Origin of the sequence: Flavobacterium sp. RSSB_23 (genome assembly GCF_051547145.1) — a bacterium.
In the GTDB taxonomy this organism is placed as follows: domain Bacteria; phylum Bacteroidota; class Bacteroidia; order Flavobacteriales; family Flavobacteriaceae; genus Flavobacterium.
The window spans coordinates 1-25,725 of the sequence record NZ_JBPTTO010000018.1; the positions used below are offsets into that span (position 1 = coordinate 1).

Sequence of the window (25,725 nt, forward strand, 5' to 3'; positions counted from 1 at the left end):
ATGTTCACAAAGAAGCGAATTGTTTTTCTTATAGCCCTGATCGCAGCGGCATCCTTTTGGGGCGGGGTTCGCCCCAAAAGATATAGCGGAGAGCAGGAACCCTTGTTTGCTGAAAATACCTACTGTTTCGCTCCTACTTATTTTTTTGCTTTTGCCATAAATTCTTCTGCTTTTTCGACCATATTGTAGCTGCCACAAAAGAAGGGTACGCGTTGGTGCAACTCTGTAGGTTGAATTTCCATAATGCGACCAAAACCATCCGAGGCTTTGGCACCAGCTTGTTCAGCAAGGAAAGCCATAGGATTGCATTCGTACAACAAACGCAATTTTCCGTTGGGAGCTTTGGAACTGGTAGGGTACAAATAAATCCCACCTTTGATCATGTTACGATGAAAATCGGACACCAAACTTCCGATGTAGCGCGAAGTGTAGGGACGATCGCCTTCTTCGAGCTGGCAATATTTGATATAATCTTTGACTCCTTGTGGGAAATGCACATAATTCCCTTCGTTGATGGAATAAATGGTTCCATCTTTTGGATATTGCATATTAGGGTGCGACAGATAGAATGTACCGATTGCTGGGTTTAGTGTAAAGCCGTTTACTCCGTGACCCGTAGTGTACACCAACATTGTCGAGGTACCATAAATTACATAACCTGCCGCCACTTGGTTGATACCTGGTTGCAAGAAATCCTCAATAGTTACTGGAGTCCCAATTGGAGTAACGCGACGATACACGGAGAAAATAGTTCCTACCGATACGTTTACATCAATATTAGAAGACCCATCAAGAGGGTCCATCAACACGACATATTTGTTGTTGTGACTGCTGTCCGAACCTTCGACGGTGATGAAATCGTCGTTTTCTTCGGAGGCGATACCGCATACTATCTCACGATTGATTAAGGTTTGAATAAATACTTCGTTGGCATAGACGTCTAATTTTTGTTGGTCTTCGCCTTGAATGTTTTGTTCTCCAGCAGCTCCAATAATATCGACAAGACCGGCTTTGTTCACTTTGTAGTTTACAACTTTGGCCGCCAAGCGAATGGAGTTGATGATTCGGGATAACTCTCCCGAGGAATACTGAAATTGGTTTTGTTTTTCGATGATAAATTCACCTAAGGTTTTGTTGCGTTCTTCCATTACGAAATCGTTGTAGTTAGTTTGAAGTCACAAATATCGTTTTTTTTGTGAAAATGAATTGATAATTATTTAGATAGTTTAGCACTATTGTATCTTTGCAATAAAAATGACAAAAAAATTGTATTTTTATCTGTTTTTTTAGTCAATTTAGAACCTAAATATCAAAAAAGATGATAATACGAAAAGGGACCGCTACGGATATGAAGGGGGTTTTGGCACTCATCAAAGAACTTGCTATCTTTGAAAAAGAGCCTGAAGCTGTTGTAATTACCGAAGAGGATTTGATAAGAGACGGTTTTGGTGAAAATCCTTTGTTCTCTGTATTTGTAGCCGAGAAAGAACAAGAGATTGTTGGGATTGCTTTATATTATTACCGCTATTCTACTTGGAAAGGAAAAACCATACATTTAGAAGATTTGGTAGTCAAAGAAAGTATGCGTGGAACTGGTCTTGGTTCTGCCTTATACTCCGCCATAATTGAACAAGGTAAAATTGATGGTGTGAGAAGAATTGAATGGAATGTATTGGATTGGAACACGCCAGCCATCAATTTCTATGAGAATTCGGGAGCCAAAGTATTGGACGATTGGAGAGTAGTGCAAATGGATCAGAACGGAATTGATGCATTTTTAGAAAAAAGTAAATAACATTAAAGCAAGTCTTTTGGCTCAAATACACAAAAGCAAGAGATTGTTTTACAATTTAAGTTGATACAATGAGAGTATTTAAATTTGGAGGTGCATCTGTAAAAGATGCCGAAGGAATAAAAAATGTACACCACGTATTGAAAACCGTTGGGTATGAAGATGTATTATTAGTGGTTTCTGCAATGGGAAAAACCACCAATGCTTTAGAAGAAGTCATCAAGAACTATTTTGATAAATCACCTGAATTGAATTCTTCAGTACAAGAAGTAAAAAAGTACCATAACCAAATTGTTTTGGATTTGTTCGAAGATGAAAGTCATCCCGTTTTTGAAGCGGTAAATGCACAATTTTCAGACTTAGAATATTTCTTAGCACACAACAAATCGCCAAATTACAATTTTGTCTACGACCAAATCGTGAGTTTTGGAGAATTGATTTCGACTACTATTTTGAGTCATTTTATGAGCTTTATGGGGATTGAGACGCAATGGGTAGATGTACGCAATTTGGTAAAAACCAACTCCAACTATCGCGATGCCGAAGTAGATTGGGATCAAACTAAAAAGAACATTACCAAAACCATTAAATCAAAAAGCCTAAATATCACTCAAGGATTTTTGGGATCGGATGAGAATAACTTTACGACCACTTTAGGAAGAGAAGGGTCGGATTATACTGCGGCTATTTTTGCGTATTGCTTGAATGCAGAAAGCGTAACGATTTGGAAAGACGTTCCTGGCGTAATGAATGCCGACCCAAGGTATTTTGAAAATGCAAGTTTGTTGAATCAGATTTCGTATCGAGAAGCGATTGAATTAGCTTTTTACGGCGCAACGGTAATTCACCCAAAAACCCTACAACCCTTACAAAAAAAGGAAATTCCTTTGTTCGTAAAATCATTTGTAAACCCATTACTAAAAGGAACTGCTGTGGCAAAAGGTCCTGACTTGGAGCCTAAAATGCCTTGTTTTATCGTAAAACGCAATCAGTTGATGATTTCGCTTTCGTCTATTGATTTTTCTTTCATTATGGAGGAAAACATTAGTGAAATCTTTGCTTTATTCCATAAATATAAAATCAAAGTGAATTTGATTCAAAACTCAGCGATTAGTTTCTCGGTTTGCGTAGAAGATAAATTTGGCAATTTTGGGGAATTGAATGCTAAACTCTCTAAGAAATTCAAAGTAGAGTTTAACGAGGATGTGACTTTGTACACCATTCGCCATTTTAACGACCAAGCCGCTAAATTGGTAGAAGAAAATAAGATTGTACTACTCAAACAAGTCAGTCGTGAAACGATGCAAATCATCACCAAAGAGACTTTATAAAAACAAAAAAGACCATTTTGAAATTGTTTTAAAATGGTCTTTTTTTATTGAAAACATTAATTGATGGATTACAAATGAAGTTGTAATAACTTTTCAATATCTGGACTTGAAGGTCTAGGCGCGTCTTTGTGAAGTATTTTACCATCTTTCCCAAACAAAACATAACGAGGTATCGAATAAATCTTAATCTCTTTCATTAATTGGTCTTCTTCTAATTTTGTTAGCAAAAAACTATTGTCTTTATTTAAAATTTTGGGATACTGAAGCATTGCTTTTTCCCAAGCTGCTGCACTTTCATCAGTAGAAACAAATACAAAAGCTACATTAGGAAACTTATCCATCAAAGCTTTTTCGGCAGGGAATTCTGCTCTGCACGGCTTACACCACGATGCCCAAAAATCGACCAAAACCAATTGCCCTTTGTACTTATCAATTTTACTTTGCAACACAAATGGCGTGTTCTTAGGTTGTAAATCTAAATTGATAGCATCAAGATATTCTTGGTCTTTACAATGCTTTCGAAATAAATCAATAGAGGATTGCTCTACTTTAGTTATCGATTTTGGGGCATTTAAGGCAAAATTCAAACCCTGAAACAAGAAATAATCTTTGACTTTTTGACTTTGAAATGTGGTTACTACGAATGTTAATTCCTCAAATAAAGTAGCTTTTTTTGCTGATTTAGATAAAGTTTTGTCGATATACCTGTCTACTAATGACCGATACTCATCCACCACAAAAAGGGAATCCGCTCCTTTAAAACTCTCTTCTATTGCTAAAATTGTAGCTGGAGCAACTTTAGCGTTTTCAAGCTCATTCGTTTTAATCAAAGACCAATACATCATTTTAAAATACGAATAAAATTCTTTAGAAATTTTTCCAGATTTAAAATTACTTTCTAAGAATTCTTGTTCTTTTTGATACGTTGGGTCAAAATTTTTCAACACCTTATGTATGGAACGAATTCTTTTTAGTTCATTATAATCAGAGAAACTTTCTGCTCTTCCATACTTTTCAAAACTCTCATTCACATATTGGGATTCGGTTGCTCTGTACTTGTTGGTCTTACAGGAATATTCGATTAACCCTTTTTTATTAAAATCAAATTCAATCACTTCATTAGGCAAAGCAAAAATGGGTATTGGCTTTTTGTAATGCGTACATTTAATCACTGCTGGCTGATTGAGCTTAAACACCAATTCCCGTTCACTGGGACTGAAACCTCTTGGACCAATGACAAACTTTTCGGAGTAACCAACAAAAGAAATACCATCGTCATTATCACCAATGAATTTTAAAACGATGTTTTGAGAAAAACATAGGGAAGTAAGAAACAACAAGCAGAGCGTAATTTTGAATGCTTTCATAAATTTAGGATGGGTTGGTTAACTGTAATTTCCAACGTAGAATACTATAATTTATTGCTATAAAAGAAAGGATAAACTTATTAATTAAAAATCTAACTCCTCAAAATCTTCTCCATAGCTTTTCCTTTGGCTAGTTCGTCGACCAATTTATCTAGATAGCGAATTTTTTGCATCAAAGGATGTTCGATGTCTTCAACGCGATAGCCACAAATCACTCCAGTAATTTTGTCAGCATTGGGATGCAATTGAGGTGCTTGGTCGAAAAAAGTTTCAAAATCTACTTTTGTTTCCATTTGATACTGCAAGGCTTGTTGAGTATAACCAGTTAGCCAACAAATAATGGCGTCAAGTTCTTCTTGGGTGCGATTTTTTTTGAGGACTTTGGCTAAATAATGAGGATAAACACTCGCAAAAGTCATTGCAAAAACGCGTTCATAATTTTTAGGATGTGCCATATTATAGTATTTTATATAGCAGAAAAAAAGTCAAATTAGTCATACAATGCAGCAGTATTCCCCATACAAAGCCTTGTTTCAATCTCAAATTAGTTGCAAAATAACCAATCAATATTTGTGGTAGAACAAAGAATGGATAGATTAATAGCAAAGAATAATATATCTTTTCTAAGTTATCAATATGCATCAGACCAAATGCTATTATTGAAACTATCGTTAGGCTTCTTTGTAAACGAATTGAAAACTTGAAGTTGTCAATTACAAAAAAATACAGCACTACAACAACCGAAAGTGAAATTCCAACCTTTACCCAAGTAGAAAGTAAAAACAAGGCTTCACTATTAACCCGAATTCCTAATGCCAACAGCAACATAAAAAATACACTCAGGCAAATTTCCTTTTTCTTGAAATTCAAAAAAAGACGAAATAAAATCTCTTCGATAATTGGTATTATTATAACAACAAACCAAAAAGAAATAGTAGCAATCCTGTCACTAGATTTTCCTATTGCCTCCATTATAGAGGGAAATCCCAATATGTCGGTAACTAAGTAGTCTAGTGGTCTTAGCAAAAAAATAGCGCTTAGTATGATTCCTAAATACATATAGCAATAAGACAACAAAAGGTTTTTGATTTTTGCCTTCCAATCGTAAGACGGGTGAGTTTCTTCAGAAGGATTAAAAACAGTAAATAAATTGAAAAACATAAAATGGTTTTGAGTACGCAATTAAAGATTGATATTGTAGGATTACTACTTACTATCCTTTTCAAATATACCATTAATTCCTACAAAACCAAATTCAAAAATCGAAACAATAGTGCATTTGCAATTTCCTTTTAACTTTCTTGTCTATTCATTAATGAAATTCAATAGCCCTATTATATTAAAAAATCCGTACTCCTTTCGATAGCATTTGGCTAAAAAAATCAATCCAATTTTTAGGATGTGCCATAATTTTAAGTAGATAAATATAATAACTAGCCAATTGGCTCCCACAATTCTACTTTATTCCCTTCCGAATCTAAAATGTGAACAAATTTACCATAATCATAAGTTTCAATTGCATCCAAAATTGTCACTCCTTCTTTTCTTAATTCTTCTACCAATAGCACCAAGTTTTCTACTCGATAATTAATCATAAAATCTTTAGTGGAAGGTTCAAAATAGTTGGTGTCTTCTGAAAATGGTGACCACTGAGTTCTACCTTTTTTGGTGCTTTCTTCACTTTCTAGCCATTCAAATGTAGCTCCATAAGGGTTGGTAGCTAAACCAAGATGCTTTTGATACCATTCTGTTACTTTTTGTGGGTCTTTACATTTAAAGAAAACACCACCAATTCCTGTTACTCTTTTCATTTCCTTTATTTTTTAATTATTCTATCTGATTCAAAAGCAATTGTTAATTTCCTACTATTCTCAATGAAACACATTATACAAATTGAATAGCATTTGCATTCCTATAAAAATTCTAGAATTCGCTATCCATAAAAATACAAATAAAATCATCTTGATTTAAGGCACAATCCAACAACTTATTATTCCTTACCACTATTCACTATTAAATACTACTTTTGAACATTGGACGTTATCGTAGCTATGTGGAATAAAATTGTGCTTCTTGGAGTCTTCTTTTGGCTTTCTGGCGTATACGCGCAGGAAAATCAATCGTCCTATCGCACTAAAAAAATCCGCGTTACTACCGATACCATTTGGTTAGAAAAAACAAGCATCAATCCGAGTTTCTTTAAAATTACAACCGACAAAAAGGAGACACTTGCTACCACAAACTACAGCGTGAATTTTGAAAAAGGCTATTTGCTGTTACAATCTCTTTCGACACTTACCGCCGAAGAACTAACGGTTCAGTACCTAAAGTATCCCGATTTTTTAACCAAAACCTACCAAGTCTACTCGGATAGTCTAGTGGTCAACAACGAGGCATTAAAGGGCACTTTATATCAAATGACTGATACGAATCCCAAAAAAGCAACTCCTTTTGATGGCCTCAATACCTCTGGAAGCATCACGAGAGGAGTGACAGTGGGCAACAATCAAAACGCGGTGCTCAACTCGAATTTGGACCTGCAAATAAGCGGTAAACTCTCCGATAAAGTCAGTATTAGTGCCTCGATTCAAGACAGTAATATTCCGTTACAAGACGGAGGGTATTCGCAAAAACTGGACCAGTTTGATAATATTTTTATGGAATTGTACAGCAAGGATTGGAGAGTCCGCGGAGGCGATTTGTTTTTAGAAAATCGAACGTCTCAGTTTTTGAATTTCAACAAAAAAGTACAGGGTTTGAGTACTCAATTCGATTGGGGCGACACCGAGAAACACACCAAAATCGAGGCTGCTGTTGGTTTGGTCAGAGGACAATATGCCAGAAGTGCGTTTATTGGCCAAGAAGGCAATCAAGGGCCTTATAAACTCAAAGGAAATAATCAAGAAGCCTACGTATTGATTGTTTCGGGTTCGGAACGCGTGTATGTCAATGGCAATTTGCTAAAACGAGGAGAAAACAACGATTATGTGATGGATTACAACGCGGGTGAGTTGGTCTTTACGCCTTTATTCACCATCACTTCCGAAATGCGAATTGTAGTCGAATACCAATTTACAGACCAAAACTACACCCGAATTGTTGCATATGGAGGTGGACTGCACCAAAACAAAAACTGGAGTTTTGGCAGTTATTTGTATTCCGAAAGCGACTTGAAAAACCAACCCGTACAACAAAGTTTGTCCAAAGAACAAGTTGCCATTTTACAAAATGCGGGTAATGACCCCAGCAAAATGAATGCGCCTTCGGCCTATGAAGATTCGTATTCTGAAAACAAAATTTTATATGAGAAAAAAAGTGCCAATGGCATCGAATACTTTGAATTTTCCACCAATGACCAAGCCGTTTTGTACAATGTTCGGTTCAGCAAAATAGGTCCAAATCAAGGAAATTATCTCTTGAAAAACACTGGAGCTATTGGTCGAATTTACGAATACATAGCGCCACTCAACGGGATTTTACAAGGAGAATATGAACCTACGATTCCGCTTATTGCTCCAAATAAACTACAAATCGCCACCTTTTTAGGAAGGTACAATCCAAATGAAAAAAGCAGTGCTGATTTTGAAATTGGCGTAAGCAACAACGACAAAAACCTGTTCTCTAACCTTGATGACAATCAAAATAAAGGACTAGCTGCAAAATTCAACACCAAACAACGTCTGTTTACTGGAAAATGGAATTTGGATTTCATAGGCAATTACCAATACATAGCCGAAAGTTTCAAAACCGTAGAACGCTTGTTCAACATCGAATTCAATCGGGATTGGAATTTGGGCACCACAACAGCTGGTAACCAAAGCTTCTGGACGGCTGGAATCCAAAGCGAATGGAACCCAAGCAACAAAGGAGCGCTAAAAGGCAATGCCTCTTATCAACTAGAAAAATTAGATTTTACCGATTCATTTTCTGGGCAAAAACACCGCATTATGGCGCACTTCCAGCTTCCGAATTGGCGTTTTCAAAACCAGACTAGCGTACTCAAAAACGATAATTTGTTGAGCACTTCAAATTTTGTTCGCCAACAAACCCAAGTCCGTTTTCACAAAAAGAAAAACTGGGTGGGTGCTACCTTCCGCTTAGAAGACAACCAAGAGAAAATCAAAAGCACTCAAACGTTCACTCCCATCAGTCAGCGTTTTTCAGAGATAGGAGGTTTTGCGGGTCGCGGCGATAGTACCAAAGTCTTCGTGGCTTTGGGATATTTGCAAAGAGTCAACGACAGTATTCAAAATGGAGTCTTACAACGCGTCAACCACTCGCAAACCTTAAGCTTAAAATCGAAAGTTTTTCAAACTGCCAAAAGCGATTTGTCTGTTTTTGCCAATTATCGTGTCTTGGAATACACCAATAACTCGGCACAAAAAGAACCTTCACTCAATTCGAGAGTGGTCTATAACGACCGTTTTTGGAAACAATTGGTACAAAGCACCACCGCCTATGAAACCAATTCGGGGTCGATTGCCCAACAAGAATTTACCTTTTTAGAAGTCAATGCAGGTCAAGGAGTGTACGCTTGGAACGATTACAACGGCAACGGCATCCAAGAATTACAAGAATTCGAAATCGCGCCCTATCCTGATTTGGCCAAATACATTCGCGTGTTTTTGCCCAACCAAATCTTTATCAAAACCCATCAAAATAAGTTTTCGCAATCTCTCATCATTAACCCAAACCAATGGCAAAACGAAAAAGGGTTCAAAAAAATAGCCTCCTATTTTTACAACCAAACCTCGTTCATTATGGACCGAAAAATTAAAAACGAAGGCGGTAATTTCGATTTGAATCCGTTTGGTAGCCCGAAAGACGATGTTTTGGGGCTCAACTCCGTCTTCAGAAACAGCTTGTTTTTCAATCGAGGCAAACAAAAACACTCGGTCACTTACACCTATTTGCAAAACAAATCCAAGAGTTTATTGTCCAATGGCTCACAGGAAAACAGCAATGCCTCGCACCAGTTGCAATACCAACATTTGTTTCAAAAAAGTTGGCTGCTGAACTTCTTTACCAAAACTTTGTCGACTGCCGTGTTATCCGAAAATTATGCTGAGAAAAATTTCGACATCAAAGGCTATCAAATCGCCCCAAAAATCAGCTATTTGTTTTCTAAAAACGCCAGCTGGGAATTGTTTTATGAATTTCAACACAAAGAAAACCAACTCGCACAAGCCGAAACACTGCAACAAAACCGATTGGGAACCGCCTTTAGTTATGCACGTAACGCCAAATTCACCCTCAATGGCGAACTCTCGTTTTATCAAAATCAATTCGATGGCAATGCACAATCTGCCGTGAGTTTCCAAATGCTCGAAGGCTTACAAACCGGCCAAAACCTCACTTGGCGTGTGTTATTGCAAAAAAACATCACCCAATTTCTCGACATTAATTTCAACTACCAAGGCCGCAAAAGCGAAACCAGCGCCGCCATCCACACCGGCAATGTACAGTTAAGAGCTTATTTTTAATCAGAATTGAAATAGTATTATTAAAACCGTTAGGTGAAATTCAAAATATAATAAAAAATTAACCACATAGAAACATAGATTTACTTTCAATAATTTAAGAACCTATAGAAATAGCTATATTTTTCACATAGATTGACTATGTGAATAGTAAAACGTCTATTGAGTTCTTTTTAAAAACTAAAAAATTCTATGTTTCTATGTGGTTAAAAATAATTGCAGTCTACGGTTATTATTTAGCAAAAATTAAATAGAAGGAGAGCCAACAAAAGGCTTTTTCAGCCATCAGGGATTCCTGCTATCCACTATATCTCTTGTCTTGTTGTAAGGACAAGACAAGAGGATGCCGTTCCTATCAGGACTAGAAGGAAAATTGAGGCATTCTTGCCAACAGTAACACTAAGATTTTTAGAACTTTATATCCAATTCCCAAAAATAATTAGTAGTTTTAGTATTCCATTAATTTAAAAACCTAAAACTATGAAAAGAATACTGATTGTATGTTTCTTGTTTATCGCGTCCAACACCATTTTCGCTCAAGAAACAGCCACGAAAAAGAAAACCACAAAAGCTAAAACAGAAGTGTCTGCTGCCGAAAAAGAAGCCAAACAAAAAGCAGCCAACGAAAAAAGAAAAGCAACTATAGCCGCCAAAAAAGAAGCTGAAGCCAAGGAAGCTGAAGCCAAAGCAGCCAAACAACAAGCGGCTAACGAGAAAAGAAAAGCAACCATAGCTGCCAAAAAAGCCGCTGCCGAAAAAGAAACCGCTGAAAAAGAAGCCAAAAAAGCCAAAGCTGAAAAAAGTAAAGCCGAAAAAGCAGTAACTGAAAAAACTACTAAAGCGAAAAAAACAGGCGAAGTAAAAATCAAAGAAACCACCGAAAAAGCGCCAAAAACACCAGACAAAGTAACGGGTGAATACAACGGCAAAAAAGTGTACACTGGCCCAAGAGGCGGAAGATACTACATCAACAAAAACGGGAACAAAACCTATATCGAAAACTAGTTTTTCTCCTAAATCACAGTATTTCAAAGGCTTTCTTTTTACAGAAAGCCTTTTTTCATATAAACAGTTGTTAAATTAAACTTTTGGTAATGTTGTCTAAACTTAAAAAAATAGGAGTATTGCTACCTTGCCTTCGTATAAATTCTTAATTTTGATTGCGAAATGACTTTGGATTCTAGCTCAAAAACGATACTCATCGCTCCATTAAACTGGGGCTTAGGCCACGCCACACGCTGTATTCCAATTATAAAGGCGCTGCAAGAAAACAATTTCACGCCCATCATCGCCTCTGATGGTATAGCACTCGAATTGTTGAAAAAAGAATTCCCCTATATTCAAACCCTACAACTTCCCTCCTACCAAATAGAATATGCCAAGAATGGCAAAAACTTCAAATGGAAACTCATTCAAAGTTTGCCCAGAATGCTCGAAGCCATCAGAGAGGAGAAAAAATTGGTTCAAAAATGGGTCACCAAATACGAAATAGATGGAATCATTTCAGATAATCGCTTAGGTGTGTTTAGTGCCAAAGTACCTTCTGTTTTTATTACCCATCAATTGAATGTGATGACAGGAAACACTACTTGGTTTACTAGCAAATTACATCAAATCATCATTAAAAAATACAAACAATGTTGGGTACCCGATGTAGCAGGAACACCTAACCTAACAGGCGATTTGGGCCACTTAAACGGAAAACATTTTCCAGTGCGTTACATTGGTCCCTTAAGCCGCTTGCACAAAAAGGAGAGCCCAAAACTATACGATTTGATGATTATTCTTTCGGGGCCTGAACCCCAAAGAGGCATTCTAGAAGAAAAATTAACCGAAGAAGTAAAACGCTTCAAAGGAAAAGTCGTTTTCATCAAAGGAATCATCGAAAAGACACAAGTTAAAGAAACCGTTGGCGACGTGACTTTTTATAATTTTATGAATACCCGCCAGTTAGAACAAACCTTCAACGAAAGTGAATACGTTCTTTGTCGCTCTGGCTATACCACCATTATGGATTTGGTTAAACTAGGTAAAAAAGCCTTTTTTATTCCAACCCCAGGGCAATACGAACAAGAATATTTGGCGGTAAAACTAGACCAAGAACGCATTGTTCCTTTTGCCAATCAAGAAGATTTTACAATAGAAATGCTGTCAAAAATTGCCGATTACAAAGGGCTTTCAGAAATGGATACCACAATAGATTGGGAGGAACTTTTAGCTGTTTTTCAAACAAATAAAAACAGATAAGGCATATAAGTTAAAGCAACTTGCTCGTCCTTATATGCCTTATTTAGTAATATAGATACAAAAAACTATTCTTCTCCAGGAAGGTCAAATTTTTCGTGTTTAATAATCTTTGCGTGAACCATAAAATAAACCGATTCGGCTACATTGGTACAATGCTCAGAAATACGTTCTAAATGTTTCAACACCATCACTAAATTGGTTCCAGAAACCACCACTTTCGAATTGGATTTCATTTCACTGATAATCTCATGAATGGTATCATCGGTTTTGTTTTTGATGGCTTTATTCAAAACAAAAATTTCACCAATAGTATTTTCGTCTTTAGAAGTAAAACATGCATTGGTTTTTGCCATTACCAACTCTATTTCGCGTGCCAAACCTTCAATTTCAAACTTAGCAATCAAATCGTGTTTGTCTTTAATGCTTTTCGTCTTTTTGATGATACTTATCGACAAATCACCAATGCGCTCAATCTCGTTACTAATTTGCATCGCCGACATAATGAATCGCAAATCAGAAGCAACGGGTTGTTGCAACGCAAAAATATTTTGACAAATCTCATCGATTTTCACATCCAATTTATCAATCTTATGTTCCGTTTTTTTAACCTCTTTGCCTTCGATGGGTTCAGACAAAATAGCTTTTACTGCTTCACCAACTTGCACCTCTGCCAAAACACCTATTTTGGTGATAATGTCTTTTAATTTTTCTAGTTCTATTTCAAAATGTGTCATCCTCTATTTTTTTTAGTTAAAACGTTAATCGGTTAAACAAATTGCCGATTAAACAGTTAAACAATTACCCAAATCTACCAGTGATATAATCTTCAGTTTGTTTCTTCTCTGGTTTAGTAAAAATATCTTTGGTTTTACCCATTTCTATCAATTCTCCCATATAGAAAAACGCGGTATGGTCACTAGTTCTTGCCGCTTGTTGCATATTGTGCGTCACAATAATAATGGTGTATTGCTCTTTCAATTCGTGTACCAATTCTTCAATTTTTGAAGTAGAAATAGGGTCTAACGCACTAGCAGGTTCATCCATCAAAATAATATCCGGACTTACTGCCAAAGTTCTAGCAATACAAAGTCGTTGTTGTTGTCCTCCAGAAAGTCCCATAGCCGAATCATCCAAACGGTCTTTCAACTCTTCCCAAATAGCGGCTTGTCGCAAAGAAGTTTCAACAATCTCGTCTAACTGTGTTTTATCTTTAATCCCATTAATCTTAGGACCATAAGCTATGTTTTCGTAGATAGATTTCGGAAATGGATTTGATTTTTGAAAAACCATTCCAATCTTCTTTCTGATATTAACCACATCTACATTTTTATCATAAATATCAACCCCTTCTACGAGCATTTGTCCCGTAATTTTCACATCCGGAATCAAATCATTCATTCTATTAATACATCTCAAAAAAGTAGATTTCCCGCAACCCGATGGTCCAATCAAAGCCGTCACCTTATTCGCTGGTACTTGCATCGAAATCTCCTTTAATGCCTTTTTTTCGCCATAATATAACGACAAATCATTAACGTGTATTTTTATATCCTTCATAATAGTATCTAAATCAAATTTTTAAAATATAAGTTGGGCGTGACCCCATTTGCAAAAGGCTTCCTTCAGCAACCCGTTAGTTTGCGCCTTTCGCAACTGCGGTCGGGCTATACGCTGTACTTCGGTACATTGCTTCTATCCCTCACGCAAAAAACATTACCCTTTTGCTCTTCTTCTAATTCTAGATCTTATCAATACCGCAACTAAATTCAACGACAAGGTAAGAATTAATAAAACCAAAGTGGTCGCAAACTGAATCGGCATCGTTTTCTCCACATCCGAAGATTGTGTAGACATAATATAAATGTGATACCCTAAATTCATAAACTGATCACTCAAAGAACCTGGTAGCGATGCTAAGTAGTAAGCTGCACCGGTAAACAAAATCGGCGCCACCTCTCCAGCACCACGACTCACAGCAAGAATAGTTCCTGTCATAATTCCAGAAACAGAACCTGGCAACACCACATTTTTGATGGTTTCCCATTTTGTAGCGCCCAAAGCCAAACTCGCTTCACGCAATTCTCTTGGGATGGTTTTTAACGCTTCTTCCACCGACACAATGATTACCGGAAGGGTTAATAAAGACATTGTCAAACTCGCCCATAGAATGTTAGGTTGCCCCCAACGTAATGCTCCTCCGTTAAAAACGGTATCAGCACCAGTACCCACAAACTGAATAAAAAAGCCCAATCCAAAAAGGCCAAAAATAATCGATGGCACTACCGCTAAGGTACGAATTGAGAAGCGAACCGCAGCAGCAAATTTTGATTTTTCGCTGGCATATTCGGTAAGGTATAAAGCTGTAATAGTTCCAAATGGTACCGCAGCAATCGACATCACTACTACTAGGATAAAAGTACCAATCAAGGCAGGAAATATACCTCCATCGGTCATTCCATTCGTAGGAAAAGAAGAGATAAACTCCCAAGAAAACTTAGATCTTCCTTGATATACTATAATTCCTAAAATGATAAATAAAATAGCAATGATTAGAAGAACCGCTAATTGAGTAATTCCGACAATAGCTTTTCCTTTCAAATCCTCTTTTTTGTTTTCTGTTTTAAAAAAAGGATGTTGCATTTCGGTTGTAGATGTTTCCATAATTTATTTTCCTTGAAATTTTTTGATCAACTTTCCTTTTACATAAAACTCTGCAATGGCATTCAAAGCAAAAGAAAAAATAAAAAGTAAGGATCCTATAAAAAACAAAACACTATAATGTGTTTCTCCAAACACCGTTTCGGCCATTTCAGAACCAATAGTAGCGGCAAAAGTACGCACACTCTCAAACGGATTGGCAGATAGTAAAGCGGCATTACCCGTTGCCATCAAAGCAATCATAGTCTCTCCAAATACACGACCAATACCTAATAACAAGGCTGCAAAAATACCCGGCGTTGCCGCTGGTAAAGTCACCAAAAAGGCCGTTTGCGATTTGCTAGCCCCTAGAGCCAAACTCGCTTCGGTATACGTTTTAGGTACAGCCGAAAGCGCATCTTCTGCAATAGTATAAATAATTGGAATTGCTGCCAATGCCATCGCTACTCCACCAATAAAGGCATTTAAACGAGAATCATATCCGAAAACATCTTGAAAAAAAGTAGCCAAGACCATCAAAGCAAAAAAACCAATCACCACTGATGGAAAAGCAGCTAACATTTCTATAATAGGTTTAATGATTTCTTTTCTTCGTTTGGAAGCAAAACAAGAAGTATAAATTGCTGCCAAAATGGCCAATGGACCAGCTATAAGCATTGCAATAATAGTCACTTTTAGTGTTCCAACTAATAAGGCAATCAATCCAAAACGAGGATTATCCGATACGGGCACCCATTCTGTAGATACAAAAGTGCTCCAAGTTTTATCGGCTCCTTCTTGATTTGGTGCTGCTGTTTTGGTCACTTCTTCAGTACCCACTGCTAATTCTTCAACAGGTTCACCATACGTTTCGGGAGCTAAATCTTCAACTGCTGCTTCAGGTGTTTCCAAATCTTCTACAGGTGCACCATAAGTTTCTGGCTCCAAATCTTCTGTGGCTCCGCCATAGGTTTCGGGTTGTGCAGTAGTAGTAGCTTGTACTTCCGTTTTAGCAGCTTCTTTGCTCGAACTAAAAAGAGGCAAGGATTCTTTGAAAACAAAAATAAAGATTAAGAAAATAATAGCGATGGATAAAAAAGCTACAGTAGAAATTACCTTTTCGGCTAAAAACTCAGACCAACGGAATTGTTTTTTTAGACTGTCTTTGGTAAACTTAGAATTCGAGGGGAAAGAAGAATTCATGATAGGATTTTAGAAATTCAAATTAAAAAAAACTTCCTTCTATGATTTACATGAGAAGGAAGTTTTGCATTTTGTTATTTTACTGGATAATATCCAACTTCAACAATCACCTTCTGTCCTTCGGCACTCAAAATCCAGTCGATGAACTTCTTGGTTTCTCCTGTTGGCTTCTCTTTCAAGTACATAAACAAGTACCTAGAGATTGGATATGTTTTATTTTTGATAGTTGCTGCAGTTGGCAAAACACCTTTACTTTTAGCATCCTTTTTAACTTTACAATCTTTAACTCCTTCTGCATAAGCTGCTCCACCATATCCAATACCGAATTTATCTTTTTTCACAGCATTGATAATAGCTGCTGTACCTGGCAAGGTTTGACAAGTAGGCGCGAAGTCCGTTTTTACTACATGCTCTTTAAAGAATTCGAAAGTTCCTGAACTACTTTCTCTTCCGTACAATTGAATTTTTGCATCTGGTCCACCCACTTGTTTCCAATTGGTGATTTTTCCAGAAAAAATAGCCCCTAATTGATCAATTGTTAATTCATTAACAGGATTGGCTTTGTTTAAGAAAACAGACAAACCATCTTTTGCGCAAGCAATTTGAATACTACTTTTATTGTATTTTGCTTTTATTTTTTCTAATTCAGCTGGTTTTATAGGACGGCTTGAATTAGCGATATCAGTAGAACCATTGATCAAAGCAGCAATACCTACACCAGATCCACCACCAGTAACTTGAATGGTAGTTCCTGGATTTTTCTTCATATATATTTCAGCCCACTTTTGAGACAGAATAACCATAGTATCCGATCCTTTTACTGTAATTTTTGTTGCCATAGTAAAAGAAAATCCGATTACCATAACAATTGCTAATGCAGCGGCTAATTTTAATTTTGTTTTATACATTTTTTAAAGTTTATTTAATTTTGAGGCAAAAATAAGGGGTCAATATTAAGTGTATGTTAAGTGAATATTATTCAATCTTTATACTTTGATTGAAATTGTCACTATAATGTAAAATAAAAAGAGACCATAAATATTGGTCTCTTTTTTCATCTATCTCTTTCCGTTTTTTAGAAATTGAACTGCGCTTGTAAACGCAATAAATTCCCTCTTTGTCTGTTGTTTTTTAAAGCACTATCTTCGAAAGTTCTATCGGCAATAACCCATTCAGCAACTAATTCGAAAGCTTTGAAAGGTTGCCATTCTAGTCCTAGCTCATAATCTCTTACAACATAACTACGTGCGTCTTTTTCGAATTTCTTCCCTCCATCATAATATTGAAATTTAGCAAAAGGAAACAAGTATTGTTTTTTAGGCAAATCCCATTTGTAATTCAAAGTAATATAACCTCCTTCTAAATCAGATACCTGCACTGTATTTGTTACTTTATCGTAACGTGGTCCTTTACCAATATTGTACTCTGTTTGGATTCCGAATGGTTTTGGATACAAAACAAAAGTAGCTCCAATACGTTGGTCTGTAGTTTGTAATCTGTTTGGAGTAGTCACCCCGGTTGATAATTCTGATGTAAATGCCCATTTTCCAGTATATGCCTGTAATCCTGGTTCGATAATTTGATTACCAATTACAAATGGATAAGTAATTCTTGTTACTACGTGAAGGTTTCTATTAGCTTCCGTTTTGTTAGCTGTCTGTCCGTTGTATGCTCCAAAAGCAAATACTCCATAATCTCCAGAACCTTTATAACCATCTCTTACCAACATCGCAAAACGTTCTCTAATTTCTGCAGGAGCCCAATAGAAGAACACTCCCAAATCACGCTCATTGGCCGCCGCACTATTGATAGCATCATTACGGTCTAAGGATAGACGGTTTTGACTTGATTGCAAATTCTCAAAACCAAATGGTATTTTACTTTGCCCAACTCTAAAACGATATTCTTTTTTCTTGTCAATAGACAAATCAAAATAAGCATCACGTAATTGTCCAAAATTATTCACTCCTGAACTAGGTGAACTAGCAAAATCAGGCTGAATGTAGAAATATACATTAGGATGAACTTGTCCAGAAAATATAATACGCGCACGTCTTATGAAAAAACCATTATTCGCTTTTGCATCTGGAGCAGTAGAAGTAGTACCCCAAGACTTATCACATTGATCACACGAAACCTTATCGTTAGTAGAGAGCAAACCATTGTAACGCACTTGCACATAACCTCTTATCCCGATATTATCGTACCAATGTTCTTTTTTAGGTTTTTCTTTGTCTTCAGCGATTTTTGCTTTGTTTATAGAATCCAAAACATGCATTACCGCTTTTGTAATTTCGTCTTTCTTTACTTCTTGAGCACTTGTTACAAAATAACCTAATGATAACATTGCCACTAAAATTTTTCTCATTTTTTTCTGTATGATTTATTTCGGTGCAAATGTCTAGGTGCAATGTTAAGATAACGTTAACACAATATTATCAAGATAATAAATTATCATTAAATATGCGAAATAGGCTTTTTATAATAGCTTTTAGGTACTAATTTGGACTATTTTTTGTTTTTTATCCTCTTATTAATTTATTGTAAATTAATTGTTTACAAATGAATTTCGATTTCGAAACAATGAATAAAAAAAACCGCTATTTGGAGATATGTAACCTGGAAAAGCAATAGCTTAATAGACTAAAAAAGCCTACTTTAACTATTTTATTAGGTATTTTATTAAACTTTGGAAAATTAGGTAACACAACAGCATTACCATTTTAGAGAACAAAACGCTTTATTTATCCCCTTGAGCATTTTTTTGGATTGCTTTTTTATTCTTTGCTTTTTCTAATGTAAAAGAAAATTCTGAGCCAATACCAAATTCACTTTCAACGTAAATTTTTTCTTTATGAGCTTCGATTATGTGCTTTACTATAGAAAGCCCCAAACCAGAGCCTCCTTCGGAACGAGCGCCACTTTTGTCAACACGATAAAAACGCTCAAAAAGTCGGGGTATGTTTTGTTGTTCAATTCCTTCGCCATTATCTGTAACGCGAATTAAAACTTTCTTGTTGGTCAAATTCACGATGGTAACTTCCGTAGTTCCGCCAACCTTTCCATATTTAATTGAGTTCACGATAAGATTCTCAACGACTTGCTGAATTTTGTCTTTATCTCCGTGAACATAAACCGGCTGAATATGATAATTTTCAAAAGCAAGGGTGATTTTCTTTTTATCTGCTTTCATCTCAAGCAAATCAAAAACATTCTGAACCAAATCTACAATATCAAAATTTGAAAACTCCAAATTCAAATCTCCCGACTCCAACTTGGTAATCATATCTAAATCCTCGACTATATAAATCAATCGTTCAACTCCTTTTTCAGCACGTTTTAAATACTTCTTACGAATGGATTTGTCATCCATAGCACCGTCTAAAAGTGTTTCTATGTAACCTTGAACCGTAAACAATGGCGTTTTTAGTTCATGCGAAACATTGCCTAAAAATTCTCTACGATACGCCTCACGAACTTGAAGCATTTCAATTTCTAACTTTTTATCCGTAGCAAACTTTTTAACTTCACGAGTCAGTGTTTCCATATCCGTAGTAATCGGTTGATTGATAAACGAACTCGATTCTAACAAGGCTACATCGTCGTATATTTTTTTTACTCTTCGATAAATAAAACGTTCTACACGATATTGAATGACTAAAAAAGAAAAAACATAAGTCCCTACAAAAGCAATCATTGCAAAAGAAAAAATAATTCTAGAAGCCGGTCTAAAAAAAGCCTGAAGCAATATCGCAGAAGCAATCGCAACAAAAATACTGACATACAAGGCCGATTTTATAGCAAATTTATACGTCTTCTTAAAATTGATTTTTACCATAGTATTTAGTTCCAATGTTATGCTTTTTTAGTGTTAAAAGTAGCTACAAGCAAATAAAGGTACTTGTATTAGCGCAAAATTCACAAATTACAACCAAAAAATAGGATGTCATTTGTGAATTTTTTACTCTTTATTATTTTACAAATAGGAGAAAATGGAGAGATACCATATTATACTTCGAACTTGTATCCTACTCCTTTGATGGTTTTAAATAAATCTTCTCCAATTTTTTCTCTTAATTTACGTATGTGAACATCAATCGTTCTACCTCCAACTACAACTTCATTTCCCCATACTTTATCTAAAATCTCATCACGCTTGAATACTTTACCTGGTTTTGAAGCTAACAAATAAAATAATTCAAACTCTTTTCTTGGTAAGGCAATTTCGATATTGTCTTTTATGATTTTGTATTCTTCACGGTTTATTTCGATTCCTCCAACATTTAGTGTTTCGCTGTTTTGAGATTCTTCTTTCAATCTGCGTAACAACGCTTTTACTTTACTTACCAAAAGTTTCGGCTTAATCGGCTTTGTAATATAATCATCGGCGCCAGCATCAAAACCAGCTACTTGAGAATAATCCTCACTTCTAGCAGTCAAAAAAGTAATGATTACATTGTTCAATTCTGGGATTTTACGAATATGTTCACAAGCTTCCATTCCGTCCATTTCTGGCATCATGACATCCATAATAATCAAATCTGGCAATTCTTTTTTGGCTTTAGTAACCGCTTCTTTTCCATTGCTTGCAGTTACAATTTGATAGCCCTCCTGCGAAAGATTGTATCCAACAATTTCCAAAATATCTGGTTCATCATCAACCAATAAAATCTTTGTGCTTCTTTTTTTCATAAAAGTAATATTATTTCAAATAGGTCTTTTATGCTATTGCTGTTTCCGTTTTTTGTTAATATAATAAAGATATAGCAATCTCATAAAAAAATAGTCCAAAAACTATTAAAACAAATCAAATTTAGGCTTTTAAATCTATCAAAATCGAAAAACCTATGTAAATGTAGCGATAAACAATCCATTTCTAAAAACGCTATTCAAGGACTTAACCTTAATTTAATATGTTAACATTTGCATAATGGTAATAAAATACAATGTTAATATTCGAGTAACATCGAATTTACAGCTTGGTCTTTATTTTGCACCAACAAACAAAGACAACAAATGAAATTAAAACTTTTAATCCTAACCTTATTTATAAGTGTACTTGGATTTTCTCAAAACAAAGGAACAATTACCGGCACCATAACTGACAAAGATGCCAACAATCAATCCCTACCTTTTGCAAATGTGACTTTAAAAGGAACAAAAATTGGAGTAAATACAGACATCGATGGAAAATACTCCATTAGTGCTACTCCAGGAAATTATGTTATACAATTTAGTTTCGTAGGTTACGAAACCGTAGAAGTTCCGGTTACCGTTAGAGCAAATGAAACAGTAACTATTAACAAATCTATTGGATCAGGAAGTTACAAACTAGAAGATGTGGTAGTAAAAGCTACTGCTCCGAATAGAGAAAAAGAAACTGCTATTTTATTAGACCAAAAAAATGCAGTGGTTTTTAAACAAAGTATTGGAGCACAAGAACTAGCTCGAAAAGGAGTTAGTGATGTAGAAGAAGGCTTAACTAAAATCACAGGTATTACCAAAGTAGAATCTAGAGGTTTATTCGTAAGAGGTTTGGAAGATCGTTACAATAATTTATTGATTAATGAATTACAAGCTCCCTCTAACAGCCCTTTTACTAAAATCATCCCATTAGATTTATTTCCAACAGATATCGTAGGTGTTTTGAATGTATACAAAACATTCAATCCAAATATTGCAGGTGATTTTGCTGGTGCTACAGTAAATATAGAAACAGTTCAAGCTAAAAGTATCACTAAACTTTCTATTGGCGCTGGCTTTACCACTGAGAATAATGGCTCTGACTTTTTGATTCACAGTGATGCGAACAATACTCAAGGATTCTTCGGATTAAACGGTAGAGACCGTCAACTAAGTCCAGCTTTTGGTAGCGTTCCAACAGGTAAAAAACTTACTCCAGATGAGTATAATGCTACGTACAAAAACAACACTTGGAATGTTGACAAAACCTCAAGTCCTTTGAACACAAGTGTAGGTTTTATTCACTCCGAAAAATTCAACCTAGATAATGGTGACAAAATCAACTATACTTTTTCTATCAATGGCGATAACAAATTTGTTATCAGAAAAGGGGTTGACCGTACTTTCATTTTAGGCGCTGGTGACTATGATAATAATTTACAGAGAGAAAGCTACAGTTACCAAACGAATGCCTCTGCTTTGGCAGCCGTAAACTATAAAGCGAAACGTTTTGATATTGGGTTGAATTCTTTTTACTTACGTGCAACCGACAGTAAAATTATTGATCAATTAGGATATACTAACAACCAATCAAGTAATCCAAACATCTTAATTCGTACGAACCAATTTGATCAATCAGATTACCTAAATACACAATTATTAGGAAATGTAAAACTTACTTCAGACGAAAAACATACGTTGAAATTAGGAGGGTCATTTGTGAGAACTGCCTATGAACAACCTGACCGTAAATTTATCATTGGTGAAAAAGTATCTCCAACAGAAATCAATACTTCTTATGGTGGAAATCATTTAAACAGACAGTATTTAGACATCAACGGAAACTACTATTTCTCTGGATTACTAGAATACAATTATAAATTTAATGAAGAAGAAAACGGAAAAGCCAATCGTTTGACCGTAGGTTATAATGGTTTTGCTAACGACTTAAAATCAACCTATCGTATCTTCTCAGGTTTACGCTCAGTGAATAAAAACTATACTGCTCCTGTAAATACTATCGATTCTTTTATTGTTGACGATATTAACAACGGTATTATTGCAGTGCGCGAAGAATCGAATGCCGATTACAAAGTAAAATTAAACCAAATGGTGAATGCTGGGTACATTAACTACTTGCACCATTTTGGCGAAAAATTAGAAGTAAACGCAGGTCTTCGATTAGAAAACTCAGACAGAACTATAAAATACAGAAGTATTGGTCAACTCATTAACGGTCCTTATCAAAACATAAATGATCAAAAATTAGATTTCTTGCCAGTAGTGAATGCAAAATACGAACTTACTGAAAACAGCAATTTGCGTTTTAACGGTTCGAAAACCATCACTAGACCTGTGACGATGGAATTATTACCATTGCAATACATCAGCCCTGATGGTAAATCGATATTAGGGAATCCAAATATGAAAAATAGCGACAATTACAATATTGACTTCAAATATGAATTGTTCCCTAAGAATAACGAACTTATAGCAGCTGGCTTGTTTGCTAAGCAAATTCAAAACCCAATAGAAAGAATTTTTATTGCTGGTGCTGGAGGTAGCGGACAATTGATGACCTACCAAAACTCTAAAGAAGCGTTATTATATGGTGCAGAAATTGAAATGTTATTGCAATTAGAAAGAATTTCTCCTGCTTTAGCTAATTTTTCATTCGGATTAAACACTTCATTAATGAAAACGGATGTAAAAGTAAACTTTGGAAACACTTCTTTAGAAAACAATCCAAGTAGAAAATTACAAGGTGCCTCAGAATGGATTATCAATTCTGATTTAAAATATGATTTTGAATTTAATGAAGTAATGAAGAACTCCATTTCATTAGTGTATGGCGTTTTTGGACCAAGAATTTTCGCTGTAGGTTCTGCAGGAATGGACAACATCTACGAACAACCATTTCATAAACTAGACTTTGTTTGGTCTAGTAAGTTAACAAAAAACATAGATGCTAAATTTGCTATCGACAACCTTTTAAATCCATTATACAAGATGGAACTAGGTAATGAGAATCGATTTACCATAAACGAGAGCTCTTTACTTCTAGAGAGTTTCAAAAAAGGAAGAGGATTTTCATTGAATCTTTCTTATACCTTCTAAAAACTAAAGCTACCTAAAACGGGTAGCTTTTTTTTTTGAAAAACGAAGAACCAAAAGACAAAAAGACTTTACATAAAATTTACCTAAAGTTCAAATTTTAGCAATGGTATTATAATGTTACGTTAACTTTCTTCTTAGAAGTCGTAGCTACATTTGTATCAAATAATCACAACAAACAAATAGTAAAAAAATGAAAAAATTAGTTTTAAGCTTATCAATCGTAGCTTTATTTTTAGGTAGTTGTTCATCTGATAACGAAGAGATCACAACACAACCAATCCCTACAGGAACTATTACTGGAGACATCACAACTGCAAAAACTTATCCGTTAGGAAACTACACCATACAAGGAACTGTAAAAATTAAAAGTGGTGGTTCTTTGACTATTGAAGCAGGTTCAACAATCACTGCTACTTTGGCTGACGGAACTGCTGATGCTCTTTTAGTAGAAAATGGAGGTAAATTATTCTTGAACGGAACAGCTGCTTTACCAATCGTATTTACTGAAGCTTCTAAAACTCCAGGATCTTGGGGAGGAATTATCATGTTTGGAGATGCTCCAATCGTTGGTGCAAATGGAGTAACAACTGCTACATCTGAAGACGGAAACAACTTACCTTACGGTGGAACAAATGCTACACACAATGGTGGTACTTTAAAATATGTAAGAGTAGAATATGCTGGAAAAAAATTAACGGACAACACTAGTGAAATGAACGGATTCTCATTCTATTCTGTAGGATCAGGAACGGTTTTAGAAAACTTAGTAGCTTACAAAGGAGCTGATGATGGTTTTGAATTTTATGGTGGTACTGTTAGTGCTAAAAACTTAATCTCTTACGGTAACTTTGATGATTCTTTCGACTGGCAAGATGGTTGGAGAGGTGATGCTAATACTAACTGGTTAGCTTACCAAGTTGCTACTGGAAACTACGGAATGGAAATTGAAGCAAAATCTGTAAACAATGCTTTCGGTCCAAAAATCAGCAACATCACTTTAACTAGAGCTGCTGGAACTGTAACTGAAGGAGGTTCTTCTGCTGCTGAATATGATGCTATCCAATTCAAAAAAGAAGGAAACGGTGAATATACAAACGTTGTAATCTCAGGATATACTACTGGTACTACAGCTCTTCCTGCTACAGCAGTGAGAATTCAAGATAAAGCAACATTTGATAACCAAGTAACTCCTGGTAAAATCAAAATGTTGAATGTAAAAATTAACGACGGAACTTCACAATTTGGAGGAGTAGGAACTACTTTTACAGTAGCTTTCCCAACTGGAAACTACACTACAAGTACTACAGCTACAGGAGCTACATTAACTGCTGGTGCGTGGGCAATTGTTGACGGAGTTAGCTTGATCAAATAATTTCAGGTTTCTTTTTTTGTACATCACAAAATGCCTTTCAAAATTGAAAGGCATTTTTTTATTTATTTAAAATGAATTTTATATCTTTACTATTAAATCTAAGCTAATGGTAAAAAACTACTCTTATATTATACTCTTATTGGTTTTGTTTTTTTCTGTGAGTGTTTCGGCTCAAGAAGCCAAACAACAACCAAAGGCACAAGAAAACACTTCGATTGAAGGGTTGAGCTTGTATCCTAATCCTGTGGTTAATGGTAAAGTATACATTTCTACCAAGGAGGATTTAGAAAAAGAAATCACCATTTTTGATGTCTTAGGAAAAAAAGTACTTCAAACACAATTGAGCTCGAGAGAACTTAATGTTTCCTCGCTTTCTCCTGGAGTGTACATCATAAAAATCAATGAAAATCAAGCCACAGCAACACGCAAACTAATCATCAGATAACTATAATTAACCACCCAAAAAAAGCTCCAACAAAATTGGAGCTTTTTTTTG

Annotated in this window: 21 protein-coding genes; 8 read left to right on the top strand and 13 right to left on the bottom strand. The window is 35.6% G+C overall.

What is annotated here, in order from left to right:
- Positions 1-137: 137 nt before the first annotated feature.
- Positions 138-1,148: a class 1 fructose-bisphosphatase gene (gene fbp / locus ACSVH9_RS15580; protein WP_438064504.1), complete on the bottom strand. Its 1,011-nt coding sequence runs from the start codon at positions 1,146-1,148 to the stop codon at positions 138-140.
- Between the two features lie 170 nt (positions 1,149-1,318).
- On the opposite strand from fbp, the gene ACSVH9_RS15585 reads away from it, so the two are divergent.
- The gene (locus ACSVH9_RS15585) at positions 1,319-1,795 is read left to right on the top strand and encodes a GNAT family N-acetyltransferase (protein ID WP_438064505.1); all 477 of its coding nucleotides are present in this window, start codon (positions 1,319-1,321) and stop codon (positions 1,793-1,795) included.
- 68 nt (positions 1,796-1,863) lie between these two features.
- Positions 1,864-3,123: an aspartate kinase gene (locus tag ACSVH9_RS15590; protein ID WP_438064506.1), complete on the top strand. Its 1,260-nt coding sequence runs from the start codon at positions 1,864-1,866 to the stop codon at positions 3,121-3,123.
- 68 nt (positions 3,124-3,191) lie between these two features.
- On the opposite strand, the gene ACSVH9_RS15595 is transcribed toward ACSVH9_RS15590, so the two are convergent.
- The 4 genes from ACSVH9_RS15595 to ACSVH9_RS15610 all read right to left on the bottom strand — a co-directional run bounded on the left by ACSVH9_RS15595 (position 3,192) and on the right by ACSVH9_RS15610 (position 6,301).
- Positions 3,192-4,490, bottom strand: coding sequence for a TlpA family protein disulfide reductase (locus tag ACSVH9_RS15595; protein ID WP_438064507.1), 1,299 nt, complete (start codon positions 4,488-4,490; stop codon positions 3,192-3,194).
- A 92-nt stretch (positions 4,491-4,582) separates the two neighbouring features.
- Positions 4,583-4,945, bottom strand: coding sequence for a DUF2200 domain-containing protein (locus tag ACSVH9_RS15600; protein ID WP_438064508.1), 363 nt, complete (start codon positions 4,943-4,945; stop codon positions 4,583-4,585).
- Between the two features lies 1 nt (position 4,946).
- Positions 4,947-5,462, bottom strand: a complete 516-nt coding sequence (locus ACSVH9_RS15605; RefSeq protein WP_438064509.1) for a hypothetical protein — start codon at positions 5,460-5,462, stop codon at positions 4,947-4,949.
- A 461-nt stretch (positions 5,463-5,923) separates the two neighbouring features.
- Positions 5,924-6,301, bottom strand: coding sequence for a VOC family protein (locus ACSVH9_RS15610; protein WP_438064510.1), 378 nt, complete (start codon positions 6,299-6,301; stop codon positions 5,924-5,926).
- 240 nt (positions 6,302-6,541) lie between these two features.
- Here ACSVH9_RS15610 and ACSVH9_RS15615 point away from each other — a divergent pair, with 240 nt between their 5' ends.
- From ACSVH9_RS15615 to ACSVH9_RS15625, 3 genes are all read left to right on the top strand, one after another.
- The gene (locus ACSVH9_RS15615; protein WP_438064519.1) at positions 6,542-9,973 is read left to right on the top strand and encodes a hypothetical protein; all 3,432 of its coding nucleotides are present in this window, start codon (positions 6,542-6,544) and stop codon (positions 9,971-9,973) included.
- 477 nt (positions 9,974-10,450) lie between these two features.
- Positions 10,451-10,975, top strand: a complete 525-nt coding sequence (locus ACSVH9_RS15620) for a hypothetical protein (protein WP_438064511.1) — start codon at positions 10,451-10,453, stop codon at positions 10,973-10,975.
- A 162-nt stretch (positions 10,976-11,137) separates the two neighbouring features.
- Positions 11,138-12,217, top strand: a complete 1,080-nt coding sequence (locus tag ACSVH9_RS15625) for a glycosyltransferase (RefSeq protein ID WP_438064512.1) — start codon at positions 11,138-11,140, stop codon at positions 12,215-12,217.
- A 65-nt stretch (positions 12,218-12,282) separates the two neighbouring features.
- Here ACSVH9_RS15625 and phoU read toward each other — a convergent pair whose 3' ends face one another.
- The 8 genes from phoU to ACSVH9_RS15665 form a co-directional block, all read right to left on the bottom strand.
- Complete coding sequence (gene phoU / locus ACSVH9_RS15630; protein WP_438064513.1) at positions 12,283-12,951, bottom strand: phosphate signaling complex PhoU family protein; 669 nt, start codon at positions 12,949-12,951, stop codon at positions 12,283-12,285.
- 64 nt (positions 12,952-13,015) lie between these two features.
- On the bottom strand, positions 13,016-13,774 hold the full coding sequence (gene pstB / locus ACSVH9_RS15635) for a phosphate ABC transporter ATP-binding protein PstB (protein WP_159687413.1): 759 nt from the start codon (positions 13,772-13,774) through the stop codon (positions 13,016-13,018).
- Positions 13,775-13,930: 156 nt separating this feature from the next.
- Positions 13,931-14,878, bottom strand: coding sequence for a PstA family ABC transporter permease (gene pstA, locus ACSVH9_RS15640; RefSeq protein WP_438060865.1), 948 nt, complete (start codon positions 14,876-14,878; stop codon positions 13,931-13,933).
- 3 nt (positions 14,879-14,881) lie between these two features.
- Complete coding sequence (gene pstC / locus ACSVH9_RS15645; protein ID WP_159687406.1) at positions 14,882-16,057, bottom strand: phosphate ABC transporter permease subunit PstC; 1,176 nt, start codon at positions 16,055-16,057, stop codon at positions 14,882-14,884.
- Between the two features lie 74 nt (positions 16,058-16,131).
- Positions 16,132-16,965 carry a phosphate ABC transporter substrate-binding protein gene (locus ACSVH9_RS15650; RefSeq protein WP_438064514.1) on the bottom strand — a complete coding sequence of 278 codons (834 nt, stop codon included), beginning with the start codon at positions 16,963-16,965 and terminating at the stop codon, positions 16,132-16,134.
- Positions 16,966-17,132: 167 nt separating this feature from the next.
- The gene (locus ACSVH9_RS15655; RefSeq protein ID WP_438064515.1) at positions 17,133-18,425 is read right to left on the bottom strand and encodes a porin; all 1,293 of its coding nucleotides are present in this window, start codon (positions 18,423-18,425) and stop codon (positions 17,133-17,135) included.
- 372 nt (positions 18,426-18,797) lie between these two features.
- Positions 18,798-19,754 (bottom strand): sensor histidine kinase, encoded by a 957-nt coding sequence (locus ACSVH9_RS15660; protein WP_438064520.1) that lies wholly within the window; start codon positions 19,752-19,754, stop codon positions 18,798-18,800.
- Positions 19,755-20,065: 311 nt separating this feature from the next.
- On the bottom strand, positions 20,066-20,749 hold the full coding sequence (locus tag ACSVH9_RS15665) for a response regulator transcription factor (RefSeq protein WP_159687398.1): 684 nt from the start codon (positions 20,747-20,749) through the stop codon (positions 20,066-20,068).
- A 324-nt stretch (positions 20,750-21,073) separates the two neighbouring features.
- Here ACSVH9_RS15665 and ACSVH9_RS15670 point away from each other — a divergent pair, with 324 nt between their 5' ends.
- The 3 genes from ACSVH9_RS15670 (at position 21,074) to ACSVH9_RS15680 (ending at position 25,674) form a co-directional block, all read left to right on the top strand.
- Positions 21,074-23,857: a carboxypeptidase-like regulatory domain-containing protein gene (locus tag ACSVH9_RS15670; protein ID WP_438064516.1), complete on the top strand. Its 2,784-nt coding sequence runs from the start codon at positions 21,074-21,076 to the stop codon at positions 23,855-23,857.
- A gap of 190 nt (positions 23,858-24,047) precedes the next feature.
- Positions 24,048-25,229 carry a hypothetical protein gene (locus ACSVH9_RS15675; protein ID WP_438064517.1) on the top strand — a complete coding sequence of 394 codons (1,182 nt, stop codon included), beginning with the start codon at positions 24,048-24,050 and terminating at the stop codon, positions 25,227-25,229.
- Between the two features lie 106 nt (positions 25,230-25,335).
- Positions 25,336-25,674, top strand: a complete 339-nt coding sequence (locus ACSVH9_RS15680; RefSeq protein WP_438064518.1) for a T9SS type A sorting domain-containing protein — start codon at positions 25,336-25,338, stop codon at positions 25,672-25,674.
- Positions 25,675-25,725: the final 51 nt, after the last annotated feature.